Origin of the sequence: Enterobacter cloacae complex sp. P18RS (genome assembly GCF_014982105.1) — a bacterium.
Classification (GTDB): domain Bacteria; phylum Pseudomonadota; class Gammaproteobacteria; order Enterobacterales; family Enterobacteriaceae; genus Enterobacter; species Enterobacter hormaechei_C.
This window is the reverse complement of the sequence record NZ_JADCKV010000002.1, coordinates 1-16276: the sequence shown is the minus strand read 5'-3', so window position 1 is coordinate 16276 and position 16276 is coordinate 1. Positions and strand designations below refer to the sequence as shown.

15 protein-coding genes and 1 rRNA gene are annotated in these 16276 nt (G+C 52.6%); 14 read left to right on the top strand and 2 right to left on the bottom strand.

What is annotated here, in order from left to right; all coding sequences use genetic code 11:
• Nucleotides 1-18 precede the first annotated feature (18 nt).
• The 11 genes from aroQ (at nt 19) to INF61_RS00145 (ending at nt 10063) form a co-directional block, all read left to right on the top strand.
• The gene (gene aroQ, locus INF61_RS00195; protein ID WP_003860391.1) at nt 19-471 is read left to right on the top strand and encodes a type II 3-dehydroquinate dehydratase; all 453 of its coding nucleotides are present in this window, start codon (nt 19-21) and stop codon (nt 469-471) included.
• A 21-nt stretch (nt 472-492) separates the two neighbouring features.
• Nucleotides 493-957, top strand: a complete 465-nt coding sequence (gene accB, locus INF61_RS00190; RefSeq protein WP_015572018.1) for an acetyl-CoA carboxylase biotin carboxyl carrier protein — start codon at nt 493-495, stop codon at nt 955-957.
• A 10-nt stretch (nt 958-967) separates the two neighbouring features.
• Nucleotides 968-2317 (top strand): acetyl-CoA carboxylase biotin carboxylase subunit, encoded by a 1350-nt coding sequence (accC, locus tag INF61_RS00185; protein ID WP_003860388.1) that lies wholly within the window; start codon nt 968-970, stop codon nt 2315-2317.
• 108 nt (nt 2318-2425) lie between these two features.
• A complete protein-coding gene (locus INF61_RS00180; protein ID WP_003860385.1) occupies nt 2426-2668 on the top strand; it encodes a YhdT family protein in 243 nt (80 codons plus the stop codon).
• Nucleotides 2658-4109, top strand: a complete 1452-nt coding sequence (panF, locus tag INF61_RS00175; RefSeq protein WP_017693892.1) for a sodium/pantothenate symporter — start codon at nt 2658-2660, stop codon at nt 4107-4109. Before INF61_RS00180 ends, panF begins: the two co-directional genes overlap by 11 nt.
• A gap of 11 nt (nt 4110-4120) precedes the next feature.
• Entirely contained in the window at nt 4121-5002 is an 882-nt protein-coding gene (gene prmA, locus INF61_RS00170) for a 50S ribosomal protein L11 methyltransferase (protein WP_015572021.1), read from the top strand.
• A 137-nt stretch (nt 5003-5139) separates the two neighbouring features.
• Nucleotides 5140-5880 (top strand): carbonic anhydrase, encoded by a 741-nt coding sequence (locus INF61_RS00165; RefSeq protein WP_017382702.1) that lies wholly within the window; start codon nt 5140-5142, stop codon nt 5878-5880.
• A gap of 330 nt (nt 5881-6210) precedes the next feature.
• On the top strand, nt 6211-7176 hold the full coding sequence (gene dusB, locus INF61_RS00160) for a tRNA dihydrouridine synthase DusB (RefSeq protein WP_193547433.1): 966 nt from the start codon (nt 6211-6213) through the stop codon (nt 7174-7176).
• Between the two features lie 23 nt (nt 7177-7199).
• The gene (gene fis, locus INF61_RS00155; RefSeq protein ID WP_000462905.1) at nt 7200-7496 is read left to right on the top strand and encodes a DNA-binding transcriptional regulator Fis; all 297 of its coding nucleotides are present in this window, start codon (nt 7200-7202) and stop codon (nt 7494-7496) included.
• Nucleotides 7497-7674: 178 nt separating this feature from the next.
• Entirely contained in the window at nt 7675-7839 is a 165-nt protein-coding gene (locus INF61_RS00150) for a DUF2556 family protein (protein WP_003860373.1), read from the top strand.
• Nucleotides 7840-7978: 139 nt separating this feature from the next.
• The gene (locus INF61_RS00145) at nt 7979-10063 is read left to right on the top strand and encodes a bifunctional diguanylate cyclase/phosphodiesterase (protein ID WP_193547432.1); all 2085 of its coding nucleotides are present in this window, start codon (nt 7979-7981) and stop codon (nt 10061-10063) included.
• On the opposite strand, the gene envR is transcribed toward INF61_RS00145, so the two are convergent.
• Nucleotides 10058-10705, bottom strand: a complete 648-nt coding sequence (envR, locus tag INF61_RS00140) for an acrEF/envCD operon transcriptional regulator (RefSeq protein WP_193547431.1) — start codon at nt 10703-10705, stop codon at nt 10058-10060. The two genes, INF61_RS00145 and envR, sit on opposite strands and share 6 nt — an antisense overlap.
• Nucleotides 10706-11101: 396 nt before the next feature.
• On the opposite strand from envR, the gene INF61_RS00135 reads away from it, so the two are divergent.
• From INF61_RS00135 to INF61_RS00125, 3 genes are all read left to right on the top strand, one after another.
• Complete coding sequence (locus INF61_RS00135; RefSeq protein ID WP_015572026.1) at nt 11102-12241, top strand: efflux RND transporter periplasmic adaptor subunit; 1140 nt, start codon at nt 11102-11104, stop codon at nt 12239-12241.
• Nucleotides 12242-12252: 11 nt separating this feature from the next.
• Nucleotides 12253-15366, top strand: a complete 3114-nt coding sequence (locus INF61_RS00130) for an efflux RND transporter permease subunit (RefSeq protein WP_045348860.1) — start codon at nt 12253-12255, stop codon at nt 15364-15366.
• 248 nt (nt 15367-15614) lie between these two features.
• Nucleotides 15615-15836, top strand: coding sequence for a lipoprotein (locus INF61_RS00125; RefSeq protein ID WP_003860364.1), 222 nt, complete (start codon nt 15615-15617; stop codon nt 15834-15836).
• Between the two features lie 335 nt (nt 15837-16171).
• Here the strand turns inward: INF61_RS00125 and rrf are convergent.
• Nucleotides 16172-16276, bottom strand: a 5S ribosomal RNA gene (gene rrf, locus INF61_RS00120); the annotation flags it as partial.

Below are 16276 nucleotides of genomic sequence, written 5' to 3'. Positions count from 1 at the left end.
GCAGGAGATAGCGGCACAATGGCTGACAAATTCCAAATTTTAGTATTGAACGGTCCGAACCTGAACATGCTCGGCACCCGTGAGCCAGAGAAGTACGGCACGCTGACATTGAGCGAAATTGTTAACCGTCTGAGTACGGAAGCAGCGTCGCTGAATGTGGATTTGGACCATTTTCAGTCAAACGCGGAGTACGCAATCATCGACCGTATTCATCAGGCTAAAGACACTGTGGACTATATCCTGATCAATCCGGCCGCGTTTACGCACACCAGTGTTGCTATACGCGACGCACTGCTCGCGGTGAGTATCCCGTTTATCGAGATCCACCTGAGTAACGTGCACGCCCGAGAGCCGTTCCGCCACCATTCCTACCTGTCAGATATCGCCGCTGGCGTGATTTGTGGGCTGGGTGCAGACGGCTATTCATACGCTTTACAGACAGCGGTAAAACGCTTGTCACAATCACACTAAACAAGAGTACGGAACCCACTCATGGATATTCGTAAGATTAAAAAACTGATCGAGCTGGTTGAAGAATCAGGCATCTCCGAACTGGAAATTTCTGAAGGCGAAGAGTCTGTACGCATCAGCCGTGCAGCCCCGGCCGCTAGCTTCCCGGTAATGCAGCAAGCTTACGCTGCGCCAGTGCAGCAGCCTGCGCTCTCCGCAGCCGTTGCACCAGTGGCAGCAGAAGCGGCACCTGCGGCTGCAACAGAAATCAGTGGTCACATCGTACGTTCCCCAATGGTTGGTACTTTCTACCGCACCCCGAGCCCGGACGCGAAGGCGTTCATCGAAGTGGGTCAGAAAGTCAACGTAGGCGATACCCTGTGCATCGTTGAAGCCATGAAAATGATGAACCAGATCGAAGCAGACAAATCAGGTACTGTGAAAGCGATCCTGGTCGAAAGTGGTCAGCCGGTAGAATTTGACGAGCCGCTGGTCGTCATCGAGTAACGAGGCGAACATGCTGGATAAAATTGTTATCGCCAACCGTGGCGAGATTGCACTGCGTATTCTTCGTGCCTGTAAAGAACTGGGCATCAAGACCGTGGCCGTGCACTCAAGCGCGGATCGCGATTTAAAACACGTATTGCTGGCGGATGAGACGGTCTGTATCGGTCCGGCTCCGTCCGTAAAAAGCTATCTGAACATCCCGGCGATCATCAGCGCCGCCGAAATCACTGGCGCGGTCGCGATTCACCCGGGTTATGGTTTCCTCTCTGAGAACGCCAACTTTGCTGAGCAGGTTGAACGCTCTGGCTTTATCTTCATTGGCCCGAAAGCCGACACCATTCGCCTGATGGGTGACAAAGTGTCTGCCATCACCGCGATGAAAAAAGCCGGCGTGCCAACCGTACCGGGCTCTGACGGCCCGCTGACCGACGATATGGATGCTAACCGCGCCCATGCTAAACGCATTGGCTATCCGGTGATCATCAAAGCGTCCGGCGGCGGCGGCGGTCGCGGTATGCGCGTTGTACGCAGCGATGCTGAACTGGCGCAGTCCATCTCCATGACCAAAGCGGAAGCGAAAGCGGCTTTCAGTAATGACATGGTGTACATGGAAAAATACCTGGAAAACCCACGCCACATCGAAATTCAGGTGCTGGCTGACGGTCAGGGCAACGCGATCTATCTGGCAGAACGTGACTGCTCCATGCAGCGTCGTCACCAGAAAGTGGTCGAAGAAGCGCCAGCGCCGGGCATTACGCCTGAACTGCGTCGCTACATCGGTGAGCGTTGCGCCAAAGCGTGTGTCGATATCGGCTATCGCGGGGCGGGTACCTTTGAGTTCCTGTTCGAAAACGGCGAGTTCTACTTCATTGAGATGAACACCCGTATTCAGGTTGAACACCCGGTTACCGAAATGATCACCGGCGTAGACCTGATCAAAGAACAGCTGCGTATCGCAGCCGGTCAGCCGCTGTCCATCAAACAGGAAGAAGTTGTGGTTAAAGGCCATGCGGTAGAGTGCCGTATCAACGCCGAAGACCCGAATACCTTCCTGCCAAGCCCGGGTAAAATCACGCGTTTCCACGCGCCGGGTGGCTTTGGTGTGCGCTGGGAGTCCCATATCTACGCCGGTTACACCGTACCGCCGTATTATGACTCAATGATCGGTAAGCTGATCTGCTACGGCGAAAACCGTGACGTGGCCATTGCCCGCATGAAGAACGCCCTTCAGGAGCTGATCATCGACGGGATCAAAACCAACGTTGATCTCCAGATGCGCATTATGAGCGACGAGCACTTCCAGAATGGTGGCACTAACATCCACTACCTGGAGAAAAAACTCGGTCTGAACGAGAAGTAAGAGACCAGTGTTGCTAAAAGGCCGGATTATCCGGCCTTTTTTATTTCTGGGGATCGCTAAGCCCCATCATGTACAATCCCCGCTTTCTTCATCCACAAGGGACAAAAAATGGACAAACGTTTTGTTCAGGCCCATAAAGAAGCGCGCTGGGCGCTGTGGCTGACCCTTCTCTATCTCGCCGCGTGGTTAGTAACTGCTTACTTACCTGATTCGGCGATTGGCATTACCGGCCTCCCGCACTGGTTTGAAATGGCCTGCCTGCTGCTGCCGCTGGTGTTTATCCTGCTGTGCTGGGCGATGGTGAAATTCATCTATCGCGATATTTCACTGGAGGACGATGATGCAGCTTGAAGTCATTCTGCCCCTTATCGCTTACCTGTTCCTGGTGTTTGGCCTGTCGGTTTATGCGATGCGTAAACGTTCGACCGGCACCTTTCTGAACGAGTATTTCCTCGGGAGCCGCTCTATGGGTGGCGTCGTGCTGGCCATGACGCTGACCGCCACGTACATCAGCGCCAGCTCGTTTATCGGTGGCCCCGGCGCCGCTTATAAGTACGGGCTGGGCTGGGTACTGCTGGCCATGATCCAGCTGCCTGCCATCTGGCTCTCTCTGGGCATACTGGGTAAAAAGTTTGCCATTCTGGCCCGTCGCTACAATGCCGTAACGCTGAACGATATGCTGTTTGCCCGCTATCAGAGTCGCTTGCTGGTATGGCTGGCAAGCCTGAGTCTGCTGGTGGCGTTTATTGGCGCAATGACGGTGCAGTTTATCGGCGGGGCGCGACTGCTGGAGACGGCAGCCGGGATCCCCTATGAGACGGGCCTGGTCATTTTCGGTGTGAGTATCGCGCTGTATACCGCGTTTGGCGGGTTCCGCGCCAGCGTACTCAACGACACGATGCAGGGGATGGTGATGCTCATTGGCACCCTCGTTCTGCTGGTGGGTATCGTGCATGCCGCAGGGGGCCTGAGCCATGCGGTTGAAACCCTGGAAGCGATCGATCCGAAACTGGTCTCGCCGCAGGGGGCGGATGACATCCTCTCTCCAGCCTTTATGACCTCGTTCTGGGTACTGGTGTGCTTTGGCGTGATTGGCCTGCCGCATACCGCCGTGCGCTGCATCTCATATAAAGACAGCAAAGCGGTGCACCGCGGGATCATTATCGGGACAATTGTGGTGGCGATCCTGATGTTCGGTATGCACCTGGCGGGTGCGCTGGGACGCGCGGTGATCCCTGACCTTACCGTACCGGATCTGGTCATTCCAACCCTGATGGTGAAAGTGCTTCCGCCGTTTGCCGCCGGGATTTTCCTCGCCGCCCCCATGGCGGCCATTATGTCGACTATCAACGCTCAGTTGCTGCAAAGTTCCGCTACGATCATTAAAGATCTCTATCTGAATTTGCGCCCTGAACAGGTCGAAAATGAGCGACGCCTCAAGCGCATGTCGGCGGTGATTACCCTGGTGCTGGGGGCGTTGCTGCTGCTGGCCGCGTGGCGTCCACCGGAGATGATCATCTGGTTGAACCTGCTCGCCTTTGGTGGGCTGGAGGCCGTTTTCCTGTGGCCGCTGGTGCTGGGGCTCTACTGGGAACGCGCGAATGCCGCGGGTGCATTAAGCGGCATGATTGTCGGGGGCGTCCTGTATGCTGTTCTCGCCACGTTTAAAATTCAGTATCTGGGCTTCCATCCGATCGTGCCTTCGTTACTGGTAAGTTTACTGGCGTTTGTGGTGGGAAACCGTTTTGGTCGACCGGTGCCACAAACTGTCCTGATTTCTACTGACAAATAAAGAGTTTTGCCATGCCGTGGATCCAATTAAAACTGAACACAACCGGCGCGAACGCCGAAGAACTGAGTGATGCGCTGATGGAGGCCGGTTCGGTCTCTATCACCTTCCAGGACACGCATGACACGCCGGTCTTTGAGCCGCTGCCGGGCGAAACGCGCCTGTGGGGTGATACGGACGTTATCGGCCTGTTCGATGCAGAAACCGACATGAAAGAGGTCGTGGCGATTCTGGAAAACCATCCGCTGCTGGGCGTGGGTTTCGCGCATAAAATTGAACAGCTGGAAGACAAAGACTGGGAACGCGAGTGGATGGACAACTTCCATCCGATGCAGTTTGGTCAGCGTCTGTGGATCTGCCCAAGCTGGCGTGAAGTTCCCGATAAAAACGCCGTCAACGTGATGCTGGATCCGGGTCTGGCGTTCGGCACCGGCACCCACCCGACAACCTCCCTGTGCCTGCAATGGCTGGATGGCCTGGATCTGGAAGGCAAAACCGTGATCGACTTCGGTTGCGGATCCGGGATCCTTGCTATCGCGGCGCTGAAACTGGGCGCGGCAAAAGCCATCGGGATCGACATCGATCCGCAGGCGATTCAGGCCAGCCGTGATAACGCCGAGCGTAATGGCGTTTCCGATCGCCTTGAACTGTATCTGCCCGATGCACAGCCAGAGGCGATGAAAGCCGATGTTGTGGTCGCGAATATCCTGGCTGGCCCGTTACGCGAGCTGGCGCCGTTAATCAGCGTGCTGCCGGTTGAAGGCGGTCTGCTGGGCCTGTCCGGTATCCTTGCCAGCCAGGCAGACAGCGTCTGTGAAGCCTACGCCGATCTCTTCGCGCTCGACCCGGTGGTCGAGAAAGAAGAGTGGTGTCGCATCACCGGCCGTAAAAAATAAGCGTTTGGCGTGGTCGTCTGACCACGCCTTTTCCCTTCGGTTTTTTCTCCCGCCTTCTTCCTTTCTTCGATAAAATAACCGCACAAATCATAATGTTACTCATTGATTTGGATAATAAAATTCACAGGAAGAATATGATGAAACACATTTCAGGCAAGGCAGCGCTGCTGGCGCTGAGCATGATTTCGGCTACGGCTTACGCATCACACTGGAGTTATCAGGGAGAAGGCGCACCGGAACATTGGGGCGAACTGGACGAGGCGTACAAGACGTGTAAAAGCGGAATGTATCAGTCGCCGGTCAACATAGATAACACGGTCAAAGCCCACATCTCTCCGCTGGAAACGCACTATATCGACGGCCCGGTCATTCTGACAAACAACGGCCATACTATCCAGGCAAGTGAAAATGCCGATACACGCGACAGCATCACGCTTGATAAACAGCGCTGGACGTTACAGCAGTTCCATTTCCATGCGCCATCCGAAAACACGGTGCACGGTAAAAAATACGCAATGGAAATGCATCTGGTCCATAAAAACGCTGACGGCGAACTGACGGTCGTTGCCGTTATGTTCGATCAGGGCGCGGCAAACACTGAACTGGATAAACTCTGGGGCGTGATGCCTGGACAGGTTGACCAGAACGTAACGATTAAGCCAACCCTCGATATGAATAAATTACTGCCCACGGATAAAACCTACTGGCGTTTTAGCGGCTCTCTGACCACGCCACCATGTTCAGAAGGGGTGACATGGCTGGTGCTCAAGCACCCGCTGACCGTCTCTGCTGAACAGCTGCAAAAATTCACTCACACCATGCACCATGAAAACAGCCGCCCGGTTCAACCGCTTCATGGCCGTCTGGTTGTTGAATAAGTCGATTTTTTTACGCTGATATCCTGTGCTGAAATGCGACGCAGATCGCAAAGAAGCGCCATAATCTGCTGCTTATAGCAGCAGATTATCCCGGACAATTTATTCATTTATTCAGAAATGATGAGAAGTTACGGGAAATTGTAAGCGCCCACAAAATGTTCATTTATTCATAACACAATGATTTAAATAGCGAATAATCTTATCCAAAAAGAATGACTGGCGATTCCTTGATCTACAACAGAGGATTGTTCAAAGTTTGGCCTTTCATCTCGTGCAAAAAATGCGTAATATACGCCGCCTTGCAGTCACAGTATGGTCATTTCTTAACTCATGCGCATCGGACACCACCAGCTCAGAAATCGCCTGATCGCAGCCCCAATGGCAGGTATTACCGACCGGCCGTTCAGGACGCTGTGTTACGAGATGGGAGCAGGCCTGACCGTTTCCGAGATGATGTCGTCTAACCCGCTGGTTTGGGAAAGCGATAAGTCCCGCCTACGGATGGTGCACATTGATGAACCAGGTATCCGCACCGTGCAAATTGCCGGAAGCGTGCCTGAAGAGATGGCAGATGCCGCGCGTATTAACGTGGAAAGTGGCGCCCAGATTATTGATATCAATATGGGTTGCCCGGCCAAAAAGGTGAATCGCAAGCTTGCAGGTTCAGCCCTTCTGCAATACCCCGACCAGGTGAAGTCAATCCTGACGGCGGTTGTCAGCGCAGTGGACGTTCCTGTTACGTTGAAGATTCGCACGGGTTGGTCGCCGGAACACCGTAACTGCGTAGAGATTGCCCAACTGGCCGAAGACTGTGGCATTCAGGCCCTGACCATTCATGGACGCACTCGCGCCTGTTTGTTCAACGGTGAAGCTGAATACGACAGCATTCGGGCAGTTAAGCAGAAAGTTTCCATTCCGGTTATCGCGAATGGCGACATTACTGACCCGCTTAAAGCCAGAGCTGTGCTCGACTATACGGGAGCTGATGCTCTGATGATAGGACGTGCCGCTCAGGGAAGACCCTGGATCTTTCGGGAAATCCAGCATTATCTGGACACTGGGGAGCTGCTTGCCCCACTGCCTCTGGCAGAGGTTAAGCGCTTGCTTTGTTCGCATGTTCGGGAACTGCATGACCACTACGGCCAGGCAAAAGGGTACCGAATTGCGCGTAAACACGTCTCCTGGTATCTCCAGGAGCACGCTCCAAATGACCAGTTTCGGCGCACATTCAACGCCATTGAGGATGCCAGCGAACAGCTGGAGGCGTTGGAGGCATACTTCGAAAATCTTGCGTAATGAAATAAAGAGCTGACAGAACTATGTTCGAACAACGCGTAAATTCTGACGTACTGACCGTTTCTACCGTTAACTCTCAGGATCAGGTGACTCAAAAGCCCCTGCGTGACTCGGTTAAACAGGCACTGAAGAACTATTTTGCTCAACTGAACGGTCAGGATGTTAATGACCTGTATGAGCTGGTACTGGCTGAAGTTGAACAGCCACTGTTGGACATGGTGATGCAATACACCCGTGGTAATCAAACCCGCGCTGCCCTGATGATGGGCATCAACCGTGGTACCCTGCGTAAGAAACTGAAAAAATACGGCATGAACTAATTTCGATTAGCTAACTGCTTGTTTAAAAAGGCGCTCTTCGGCATGGGGAAGCGCCTTTTTTATCGTCCGGACGGGCAACCGTCAATGCTTTGTAAACCTTCTCTTTCCCTACTTTTCAACGCCCGCTTTTCGTGTATATTTCCAGTAACTTACAGGCTCTCTTTTCGCGGAATGACACATGATTCGTAAATACTGGTGGCTGGTCGTTTTTGCTGTCTCTGTTTTCATTTTCGATGCGCTGCTGATGCAGTGGATTGAACTGATGAGCACCGAAACCGATAAATGTCGCAATATGAATTCCGTGAACCCGCTTAAACTGGTCAACTGCTCAGAGCTGGACTAACCGCTTCCATCCTGTAAACCCCTGTTATCACTCAATAAAAATAGGGATTTAAATCACTTTTCGTCATTTCCTGACGATGATAATGTCTGTGCCCTTTCCAACCGCTCTTGCTTAACGTCTCACAACGAGTGAACAGACCATGCTGGTTAGCCAATACAACCAAATCCTCGTAGTCATCTCCTTTGTTGTTGCCATTCTTGCCACCTATACCGCGCTGAATATGGCTGCGCGCGTTGCCGGAAGCCAGGGCATCGCTGCACGCGTCTGGCTGGCAGGTGGCGGTGTTTCGATGGGGATTGGCGTGTGGGCGATGCATTTCATCGGTATGCTGGCGATGGATCTTTCCATGAGCATGAGTTACAACGCGGTCCTGACCGTGCTTTCGATGGTTATCGCCATCAGCTCGTCAATGTTTGCCCTGTGGCTCGTTAGCGGCGAGCAGCTACGTTTGCGCCGGCTGCTGCCTGGCGCCGTCGTGATGGGAACGGGCATTGTTGCCATGCACTACACTGGTATGGCTGCCCTGGAGGTCACACCGGGTATTGTCTGGGATAAAACGTGGGTGGCTATCTCTGTGGTCATTGCCCTTGCCGCTTCACTGGCCGCTCTTTGGCTGACGTTCCGTTTACGTCAGGAAGCCGCACGAATGGCGTTGATGCGGCTGGGGGCGGCGATCACCATGGGCATCGCTATCGCTGGCATGCATTACGCCGGCATGGAAGCAGCACAATTTCCAATGTCGACGATGGTCCACCATCATGGCATTAACGGGAGCTGGCTGGCGATACTGGTTAGCGTGGTCGCGCTCGCTATTCTGGGGATTACGCTGCTGGTGTCGATGTTCGATGCCCGCCTTCAGGCTCGTACCTCGCTGCTGGCCTCATCACTGGCAGAAGCTAATCGTGAACTCGCACAGCTGGCGTTACATGATACGCTGACGCGATTACCCAATCGTATTCTGCTTGAGGATCGCCTCGATCAGGCCATCAGCAAGGCCGATCGCGAAGGAAGCCCTTTCGCGCTGATGTTTATGGATCTCGACGGCTTTAAAACCGTCAACGATGCCTATGGTCATGATGTCGGTGACAAGCTTCTGGTTGCGGTGACTCAGCGTTTGCTGTTGCAGTTGAAAGGTCAGTATACACTGGCGCGTATCGGTGGGGATGAATTCGTCCTGCTGGCCGAAACCGCCACTCCGGATGATGCTGCCTCACTGGCAAATTCACTGGTGCGCGTCATTGATAGCCCGTTCCATCTCGATCCTTATGAACTGATGGTCACCCTGAGCATTGGCATTGCGCTCTATCCACACGATGGCAAAACCGATCGTGAACTGATGTTTAACGCTGATGCTGCGATGTACCACACGAAACATATGGGTCGTAACGGCTATCACTTCTTCCAGCCGTCAATGAATACGCTGGCGCAGACGCATCTTCAGCTGATGAATGATCTGTGGCAAGCCATCGACCGTAATGAGTTACGCCTGCTTTATCAACCTAAATTCCACGCCCCTGCCGGGCCGGTTCTCGGGTTCGAAGCGCTGTTACGCTGGCAGCATCCCAAACAGGGATTACTCTCCCCCGACCTGTTTCTACCGCTGGCAGAGAAAACGGGGCTGATTATTCCGATTGGAAACTGGGTAATCGACGAGGCCTGCCGCCAGCTGCGTGAATGGCATCTTCAGGGCCACACGGACTGGTCAATGGCGGTGAATCTTTCTACGTTGCAGTTCGAACAGCCGTCGCTGGTTAAAACGGTTCTCGATTGTCTGACGCGCCATAGCTTACCGCCCGGCATGTTGATCCTGGAGGTGACTGAAACCACGGCAATGAACAATCCGGACGAAAGCGTACGCGTCCTGACCGCGCTGACGGATGCGGGAGTAAAAGCCTCGATAGACGATTTTGGTACAGGTTACTCAAGCCTTCTCTATCTTAAACGGCTCCCCGCCTGCGAGTTGAAAATCGATCGCGCTTTTGTGAAAGAGTTAAGCGGAGAGAGCGAAGATGCGACAATTGTCTCAGCGATTGTCGCCCTGGCAAAAACGCTGAATCTGAAGGTCGTGGCGGAAGGGGTCGAAACCGCAGCGCAGCAGACCTTCCTGACAGAACTGGGATGCAATACGCTACAGGGTTATCTGCTGGGCAAACCAATCACCGCGCAAACTATTATGGAACAGTGCCAGCACGGGGAGATGTCGCCACCCCGGGCGCAGTCATAAGGCTGTATCGTAAACCACTGGCGCCACTCGGGTGATATTTAGTGTCGCCAGAATATTATCCACCAGCGCCGGTGCTTGTTTGTACAGATTAAAACGGGTGTTATCCATTAACCAGTTTTTAATGACACCGCTAAAAAAGGCGTGGAAAACAATCAGCGCCAGTTCAATATTGGTTTGCGAAGAGATAACGTTACGAGCAATGCATCGCTTTAGCGTCTTGCGAAGATAATCATCGTTTAAACCGATCCGCTTTCGTATTTCACATTCTGAAATCACATCGTCATGAAATTCACACTTATGATACAAAATTTGTAAAAGCGCATATTGCCGCGGCTCGCTCGCAATATATTGCAGTGCGACAATAAATTGTTCACGAAGCATTAACAAAGGGTCGTCATTTTCGGAAAGTATTAACCTGTCACGAATCATCTCACGCATCGGCAATTGCTGATCCCATATTGCATTAAATATTTCCGCTTTACTCGAGAAATGCCAGTAAACCGCCCCGCGAGTGAGTTGAGCAGCATCGGCGATGTCGGTAAGCGTGGTGCTGGACACGCCACGCGTCGCGAATAGCCCGATAGCGGCTTCAATCAGCTGCTGGCGGGTCTTTTGAGCCTCTTCTTTCTTTTTGCGCGCCATAACCTGCTACTCATTACTCATAAGATTGATACGTTATCAAAGGATATTGCCGTGGTCGTGTAGTCAAAGTATTAACCAAAACCCGTGTTAATTTTGCACAAAAAAAGTCAATTCATTTAATTTATAATTCACGTGAATAAATAGAATACATAAAATTCATAAAATATATGAATAGCATTCACCGAAAACATTTCGTTGATTATCCTGACAGAAAAAGAATACCGAATGCACTGTGTCAGATTCCGATTTTTACTTTTAAAAGCTCCATCAGCACTTATAAATTAAAAAACATTAAACACCCTCATTATTATACGCGGCTACATTTCTATTTTTTGCCTCACACCCTTTCACCGATTCATGGCAAATATCGGCTCAAGGGTAGTTTAAGGAACAGTAATGACGAATCACTTCAGATGCTTACCCTTATCCGGTTTCATTGTCTGTGCCGCGCTGCTCACCGGGTGCGATGGGCAAGAAAACCCACAGCAGCATGCGCAAGCTCCTCAGGTCAGTGTTCATATTGTTAAAAGCGCGCCACTGGCCGTAACGACAGAATTGCCCGGCAGAACTGACGCGTATCGTGTTGCGGAGGTTCGTCCTCAGGTAAGTGGTATCATTCTGCACCGTAATTTTACCGAAGGCAGCGACGTTAAAGCGGGTGAATCCCTTTATCAAATCGATCCGGCCACCTATCAGGCAGCCTACGACAATGCGAAAGGTGAACTGGTAAAAGCACAGGCGGCGGCCAATATCGCCCATCTGACGGTGAAACGTTACGTTCCGCTGGTTGGTACGCAATATGTGAGCAAGCAGGAGTACGATCAGGCGGTGGCAACTGCCCAGCAGGCGGATGCGAGCGTGGTTGCCGCGAAGGCTGGCGTTGAAAGCGCGCGGATCAACCTGGCCTATACGAAAGTCACATCCCCAATCAACGGGCGTATAGGTAAATCCAGCGTCACCGAAGGGGCGTTAGTCACTAATGGCCAGGCAACTGCACTGGCGACGGTTCAGCAACTCGATCCCATTTATGTCGATGTGACGCAATCCAGCAGCGATTTTATGCGCCTGAAGCAGCAGACGAGCCTGCAAAAGGGAGACACCAGCAGCGTCGAGTTGCTGATGGAAAATGGCCAGCCTTATCCGCTGAAAGGAACGCTCCAGTTCTCTGATGTCACGGTAGATGAAAGTACCGGCTCAATCACCCTTCGCGCCCTCTTCCCTAACCCACAGCATATGCTGTTACCGGGTATGTTTGTCCGTGCGCGCATCGATGAAGGTACGCAACCTGATGCCATACTGGTTCCCCAGCAGGGAGTAACCCGTACACCACGCGGAGATGCCACCGTGCTTGTGGTAAATGAGAAAAACCAGGTGGAATCACGCACTGTCGTTGCACCGCAGGCGATTGGCGATCGCTGGCTGATCACGGAAGGCCTCAAAAACGGCGACCGCGTCATTATCAGCGGCCTGCAAAAAGTTCGCCCTGGCGTCACCGTCGTGGCTATTCCTGATACCGCAGCGACTCCAGCCAGTTAAGGAATAACGACATGGCTAATTTCTTTATTCAACGGCCTGTTTTCGCCTGGGTACTCGCCATCATTCTGATGATTGCGGGCGGGCTGGCCATTTTAAAACTACCGGTCGCGCAATATCCGACCATTGCGCCGCCGGCGGTTGCGGTGACAGCAACCTACCCGGGCGCTGATGCCCAGACGGTACAGGACACCGTCACTCAGGTTATCGAACAGAACATGAACGGTATCGATAATTTGATGTACATGTCGTCCACCAGTGATTCCGCTGGTAACGTCACCATTACGCTGACGTTCGAGTCGGGTACAGATCCTGATATTGCGCAGGTGCAGGTTCAGAACAAACTCCAGCTCGCCATGCCGCTGCTGCCACAAGAAGTGCAGCAGCAGGGGATCGGCGTGGAGAAATCCAGCAGCAGCTTCCTGCTGGTTGCAGGCTTTGTGTCGGACAATAAAAACCTCACGCAGGATGATATCTCCGACTATGTCGCTTCTAATGTAAAAGATGCGATCAGCCGTACTTCCGGCGTCGGTGACGTGCAGCTGTTCGGTGCCCAGTATGCAATGCGCATCTGGCTGGACAGCAACGCGATGAACAAATATCAGCTCACGCCGCTGGATATCATTAACCAGCTAAAAACGCAGAACGACCAGATTGCTGCGGGCCAGTTGGGCGGAACACCGTCCGTACCTGGGCAGCAACTGAACGCCTCAATTATTGCTCAAACGCGTCTGAAATCGCCGGAGGAGTTTGGTCGTGTGACGCTGAAGGTGAACCAGGACGGTTCAATGGTCCACCTGAAAGATGTGGCCCGCATTGAGCTGGGTGGCGAAAACTACAACATGGTCACCAAAATCAATGGCCAGGCAGCAACGGGGCTGGGGATCAAGCTGGCGACTGGCGCAAACGCGCTGGATACCGCTGCCGCCATCAAGAGTAAACTGGCGCAGTTGCAGCCCTTCTTCCCTCAGGGCCTGAAAGTCGTGTATCCGTACGACACCACACCTTTCGTGAAGATCTCAATCCATGAGGTGGTGAAGACACTGTTTGAAGCGATTGTTCTCGTGTTCCTGGTGATGTACTTGTTCCTGCAAAACCTGCGGGCAACGCTTATTCCGACGATCGCCGTGCCCGTGGTGTTACTGGGCACCTTTGCGGTACTGGCTGCGTTCGGGTTCTCCATTAACACCCTGACGATGTTCGGGATGGTATTGGCGATAGGTCTGCTCGTCGATGACGCCATCGTGGTGGTCGAGAACGTAGAACGCGTCATGGTTGAGGACAAGCTGCCGCCAAAAGAGGCGACGCAGAAGTCGATGGAGCAAATCCAGGGCGCCCTGGTGGGCATTGCCATGGTGCTTTCGGCGGTATTTATCCCGATGGCATTCTTTGGTGGTTCAACCGGGGCTATCTATCGCCAGTTCTCGCTGACCATTGTCTCCGCGATGGCCTTGTCGGTACTGGTGGCGTTGATATTAACGCCTGCTCTTTGTGCAACGCTGCTCAAACCGGTTTCCAGCGAACATCATGAAAAGAAAGGTGGTTTCTTCGGCTGGTTTAACGCGCTCTTTGATAAAAGTGTGGAGCATTACAGCAACAGCGTGAGCGGCATTTTACGTAAGACCGGCCGCTATCTGCTGGTTTACGTCGCCATCGTCGGCGGCATGGCAGTTCTGTTCCTGCGCCTGCCTTCCTCCTTCCTGCCGGAAGAGGATCAGGGGGTGTTTATGACGATGGTTCAGTTGCCGGCAGGGGCGACGCAAATGCGTACTCAGCAGGTACTCGATCAGGTTCAGGATTATTACCTGACGAAAGAGAAAGCGAACGTTGAATCGGTCTTTACCGTAAACGGTTTTAGCTTTAGCGGACAGGGGCAGAACTCCGGTATCGCTTTCGTCAGCCTGAAGCCATGGGAAGAACGTCCGGGCAAGGAAAACGGCGTTGAGGCGATTGTCAGCCGCGCGACGAAAGCGTTCAGCCAGATCAAAGACGGTCTTGTATTTCCGTTTAACCTGCCTGCCATTATTGAACTGGGTACCGCAACAGGCTTTGACTTTGAATTGATTGACCAGGCAAACCTGGGGCATACGCAGTTAACCCAGGCGCGTAACCAGCTGCTGGGCATGGTGAGAGAACATCCTGACTTACTGGTCCGCGTGCGTCCTAACGGACTGGAAGATACGCCACAGTTCAAGCTGGACGTCGATCAGGAGAAGGCACAGGCGCTGGGTGTGAGCGTGTCTGACGTCAATCAGACGATTTCAACAGCCCTGGGTGGCACCTATGTGAACGACTTTATCGATCACGGACGGGTAAAAAAAGTTTATGTCCAGGCTGATGCTCGCTTCCGTATGCTACCTGGAGACATTAACGGACTGTATGTGCGTAGCGCTAACGGCGAAATGGTGCCTTTCTCTGCCTTTAGCAGCTCTCACTGGGTGTACGGTTCACCGCGTCTGGAACGTTACAATGGGATGCCGTCAATGGAGATCCTCGGTGAGTCTGCCCCTGGCAAAAGTACCGGTGAGGCAATGGCGTTGATGGAAAGCCTTGCGTCAAAACTGCCTTCCGGCATCGGCTACGACTGGACGGGGATGTCTTATCAGGAACGACTTTCCGGGAATCAGGCTCCGGCGCTGTACGCCATCTCACTGATTGTGGTGTTCCTGTGTCTGGCGGCCCTCTATGAAAGTTGGTCAATTCCCTTCTCGGTCATGCTGGTTGTGCCGCTGGGGGTGATCGGCGCGCTTCTGGCTGCATCAATGCGAGGGCTGAACAATGACGTTTACTTCCAGGTTGGTCTGCTTACGACAATTGGTTTATCAGCCAAGAACGCCATACTGATCGTTGAGTTCGCCAAGGATCTCATGGATAAAGAAGGCAAAGGGATTATCGAAGCCACGCTTGAAGCCTCGCGTATGCGTCTGCGTCCTATCCTGATGACTTCCCTGGCATTCATCCTTGGTGTTATGCCTCTGGTCATCAGCAGCGGTGCAGGTAGTGGGGCACAAAATGCGGTCGGGACGGGCGTGATGGGCGGGATGCTGTCAGCCACCCTGTTGGCCATTTTCTTTGTTCCTGTTTTCTTTGTGGTTGTCCGGAGACGGTTTACAAAGCACAAGGATTAATGAAAATCATAAAGGCACCTCTGGTGCCTTTTTTATTTCCTGAAAACAATGTAAAAATACATCCCCTCTTCACATTTCCTCCATTAATAATCAGTGCCCGCGCTTTTTTCTTCATAATTTTTACAATCCACACAAATTGAGATTATTCCCCGTGCTGCATGGTATTAGTGCGGTGGTAAAATAATCATCAGTTCGTTAATTGCTGTATCGGCTCTTTAGCGAATAAGCGATCATATTGAGGTAACATCATGAAAAGATTCCTTTCCGTTGCACTTCTCGCTGCGCTGCTTGCTGGTTGCGCGCACGACTCTCCATGTGTACCGGTATACGACGATCAGGGGCGACTGGTTCACACCAATACCTGTATGAAGGGCACTACCCAGGATAACTGGGAAACAGCAGGTGCGATTGCTGGTGGCGCCGCGGCAATCGCTGGCCTGACACTCGGTATTGTCGCCCTGACTAAATAAGGCTTCTAAAAGCGCGGCCATCGCCGCGCTTTTATTTTTCCCTGATATAAGGAACGTATATTCCTCATCACGAATAGCATCAGATATTAATTAAATTCAATACGCTACCTTACTCCCCGCTATACCCCATACCTGTACATAACATTTAATTGATTTAACGCTGCTGCGAGCCAGCATAATGCATTCCACAACTTCAGTTTCAGTAGGGTAAAACGCTTTAATACGTCCGTAAGGTATTAATGGCGACAGCAGGAATATCGAATGAGGGAATTGGTTTGGCTGGAGCGATAACGCAAAAAGGCCATCCTTCCGGATGGCCTCTTCACTTGTTTGATGCCTGGCAGTTCCCTACTCTCACATGGGGAGACCCCACACTACCATCGGCGCTACGGCGTTTCACTTCTGAGTTCGGCATGGGGTCAGGTGGGACCACCGCGCTA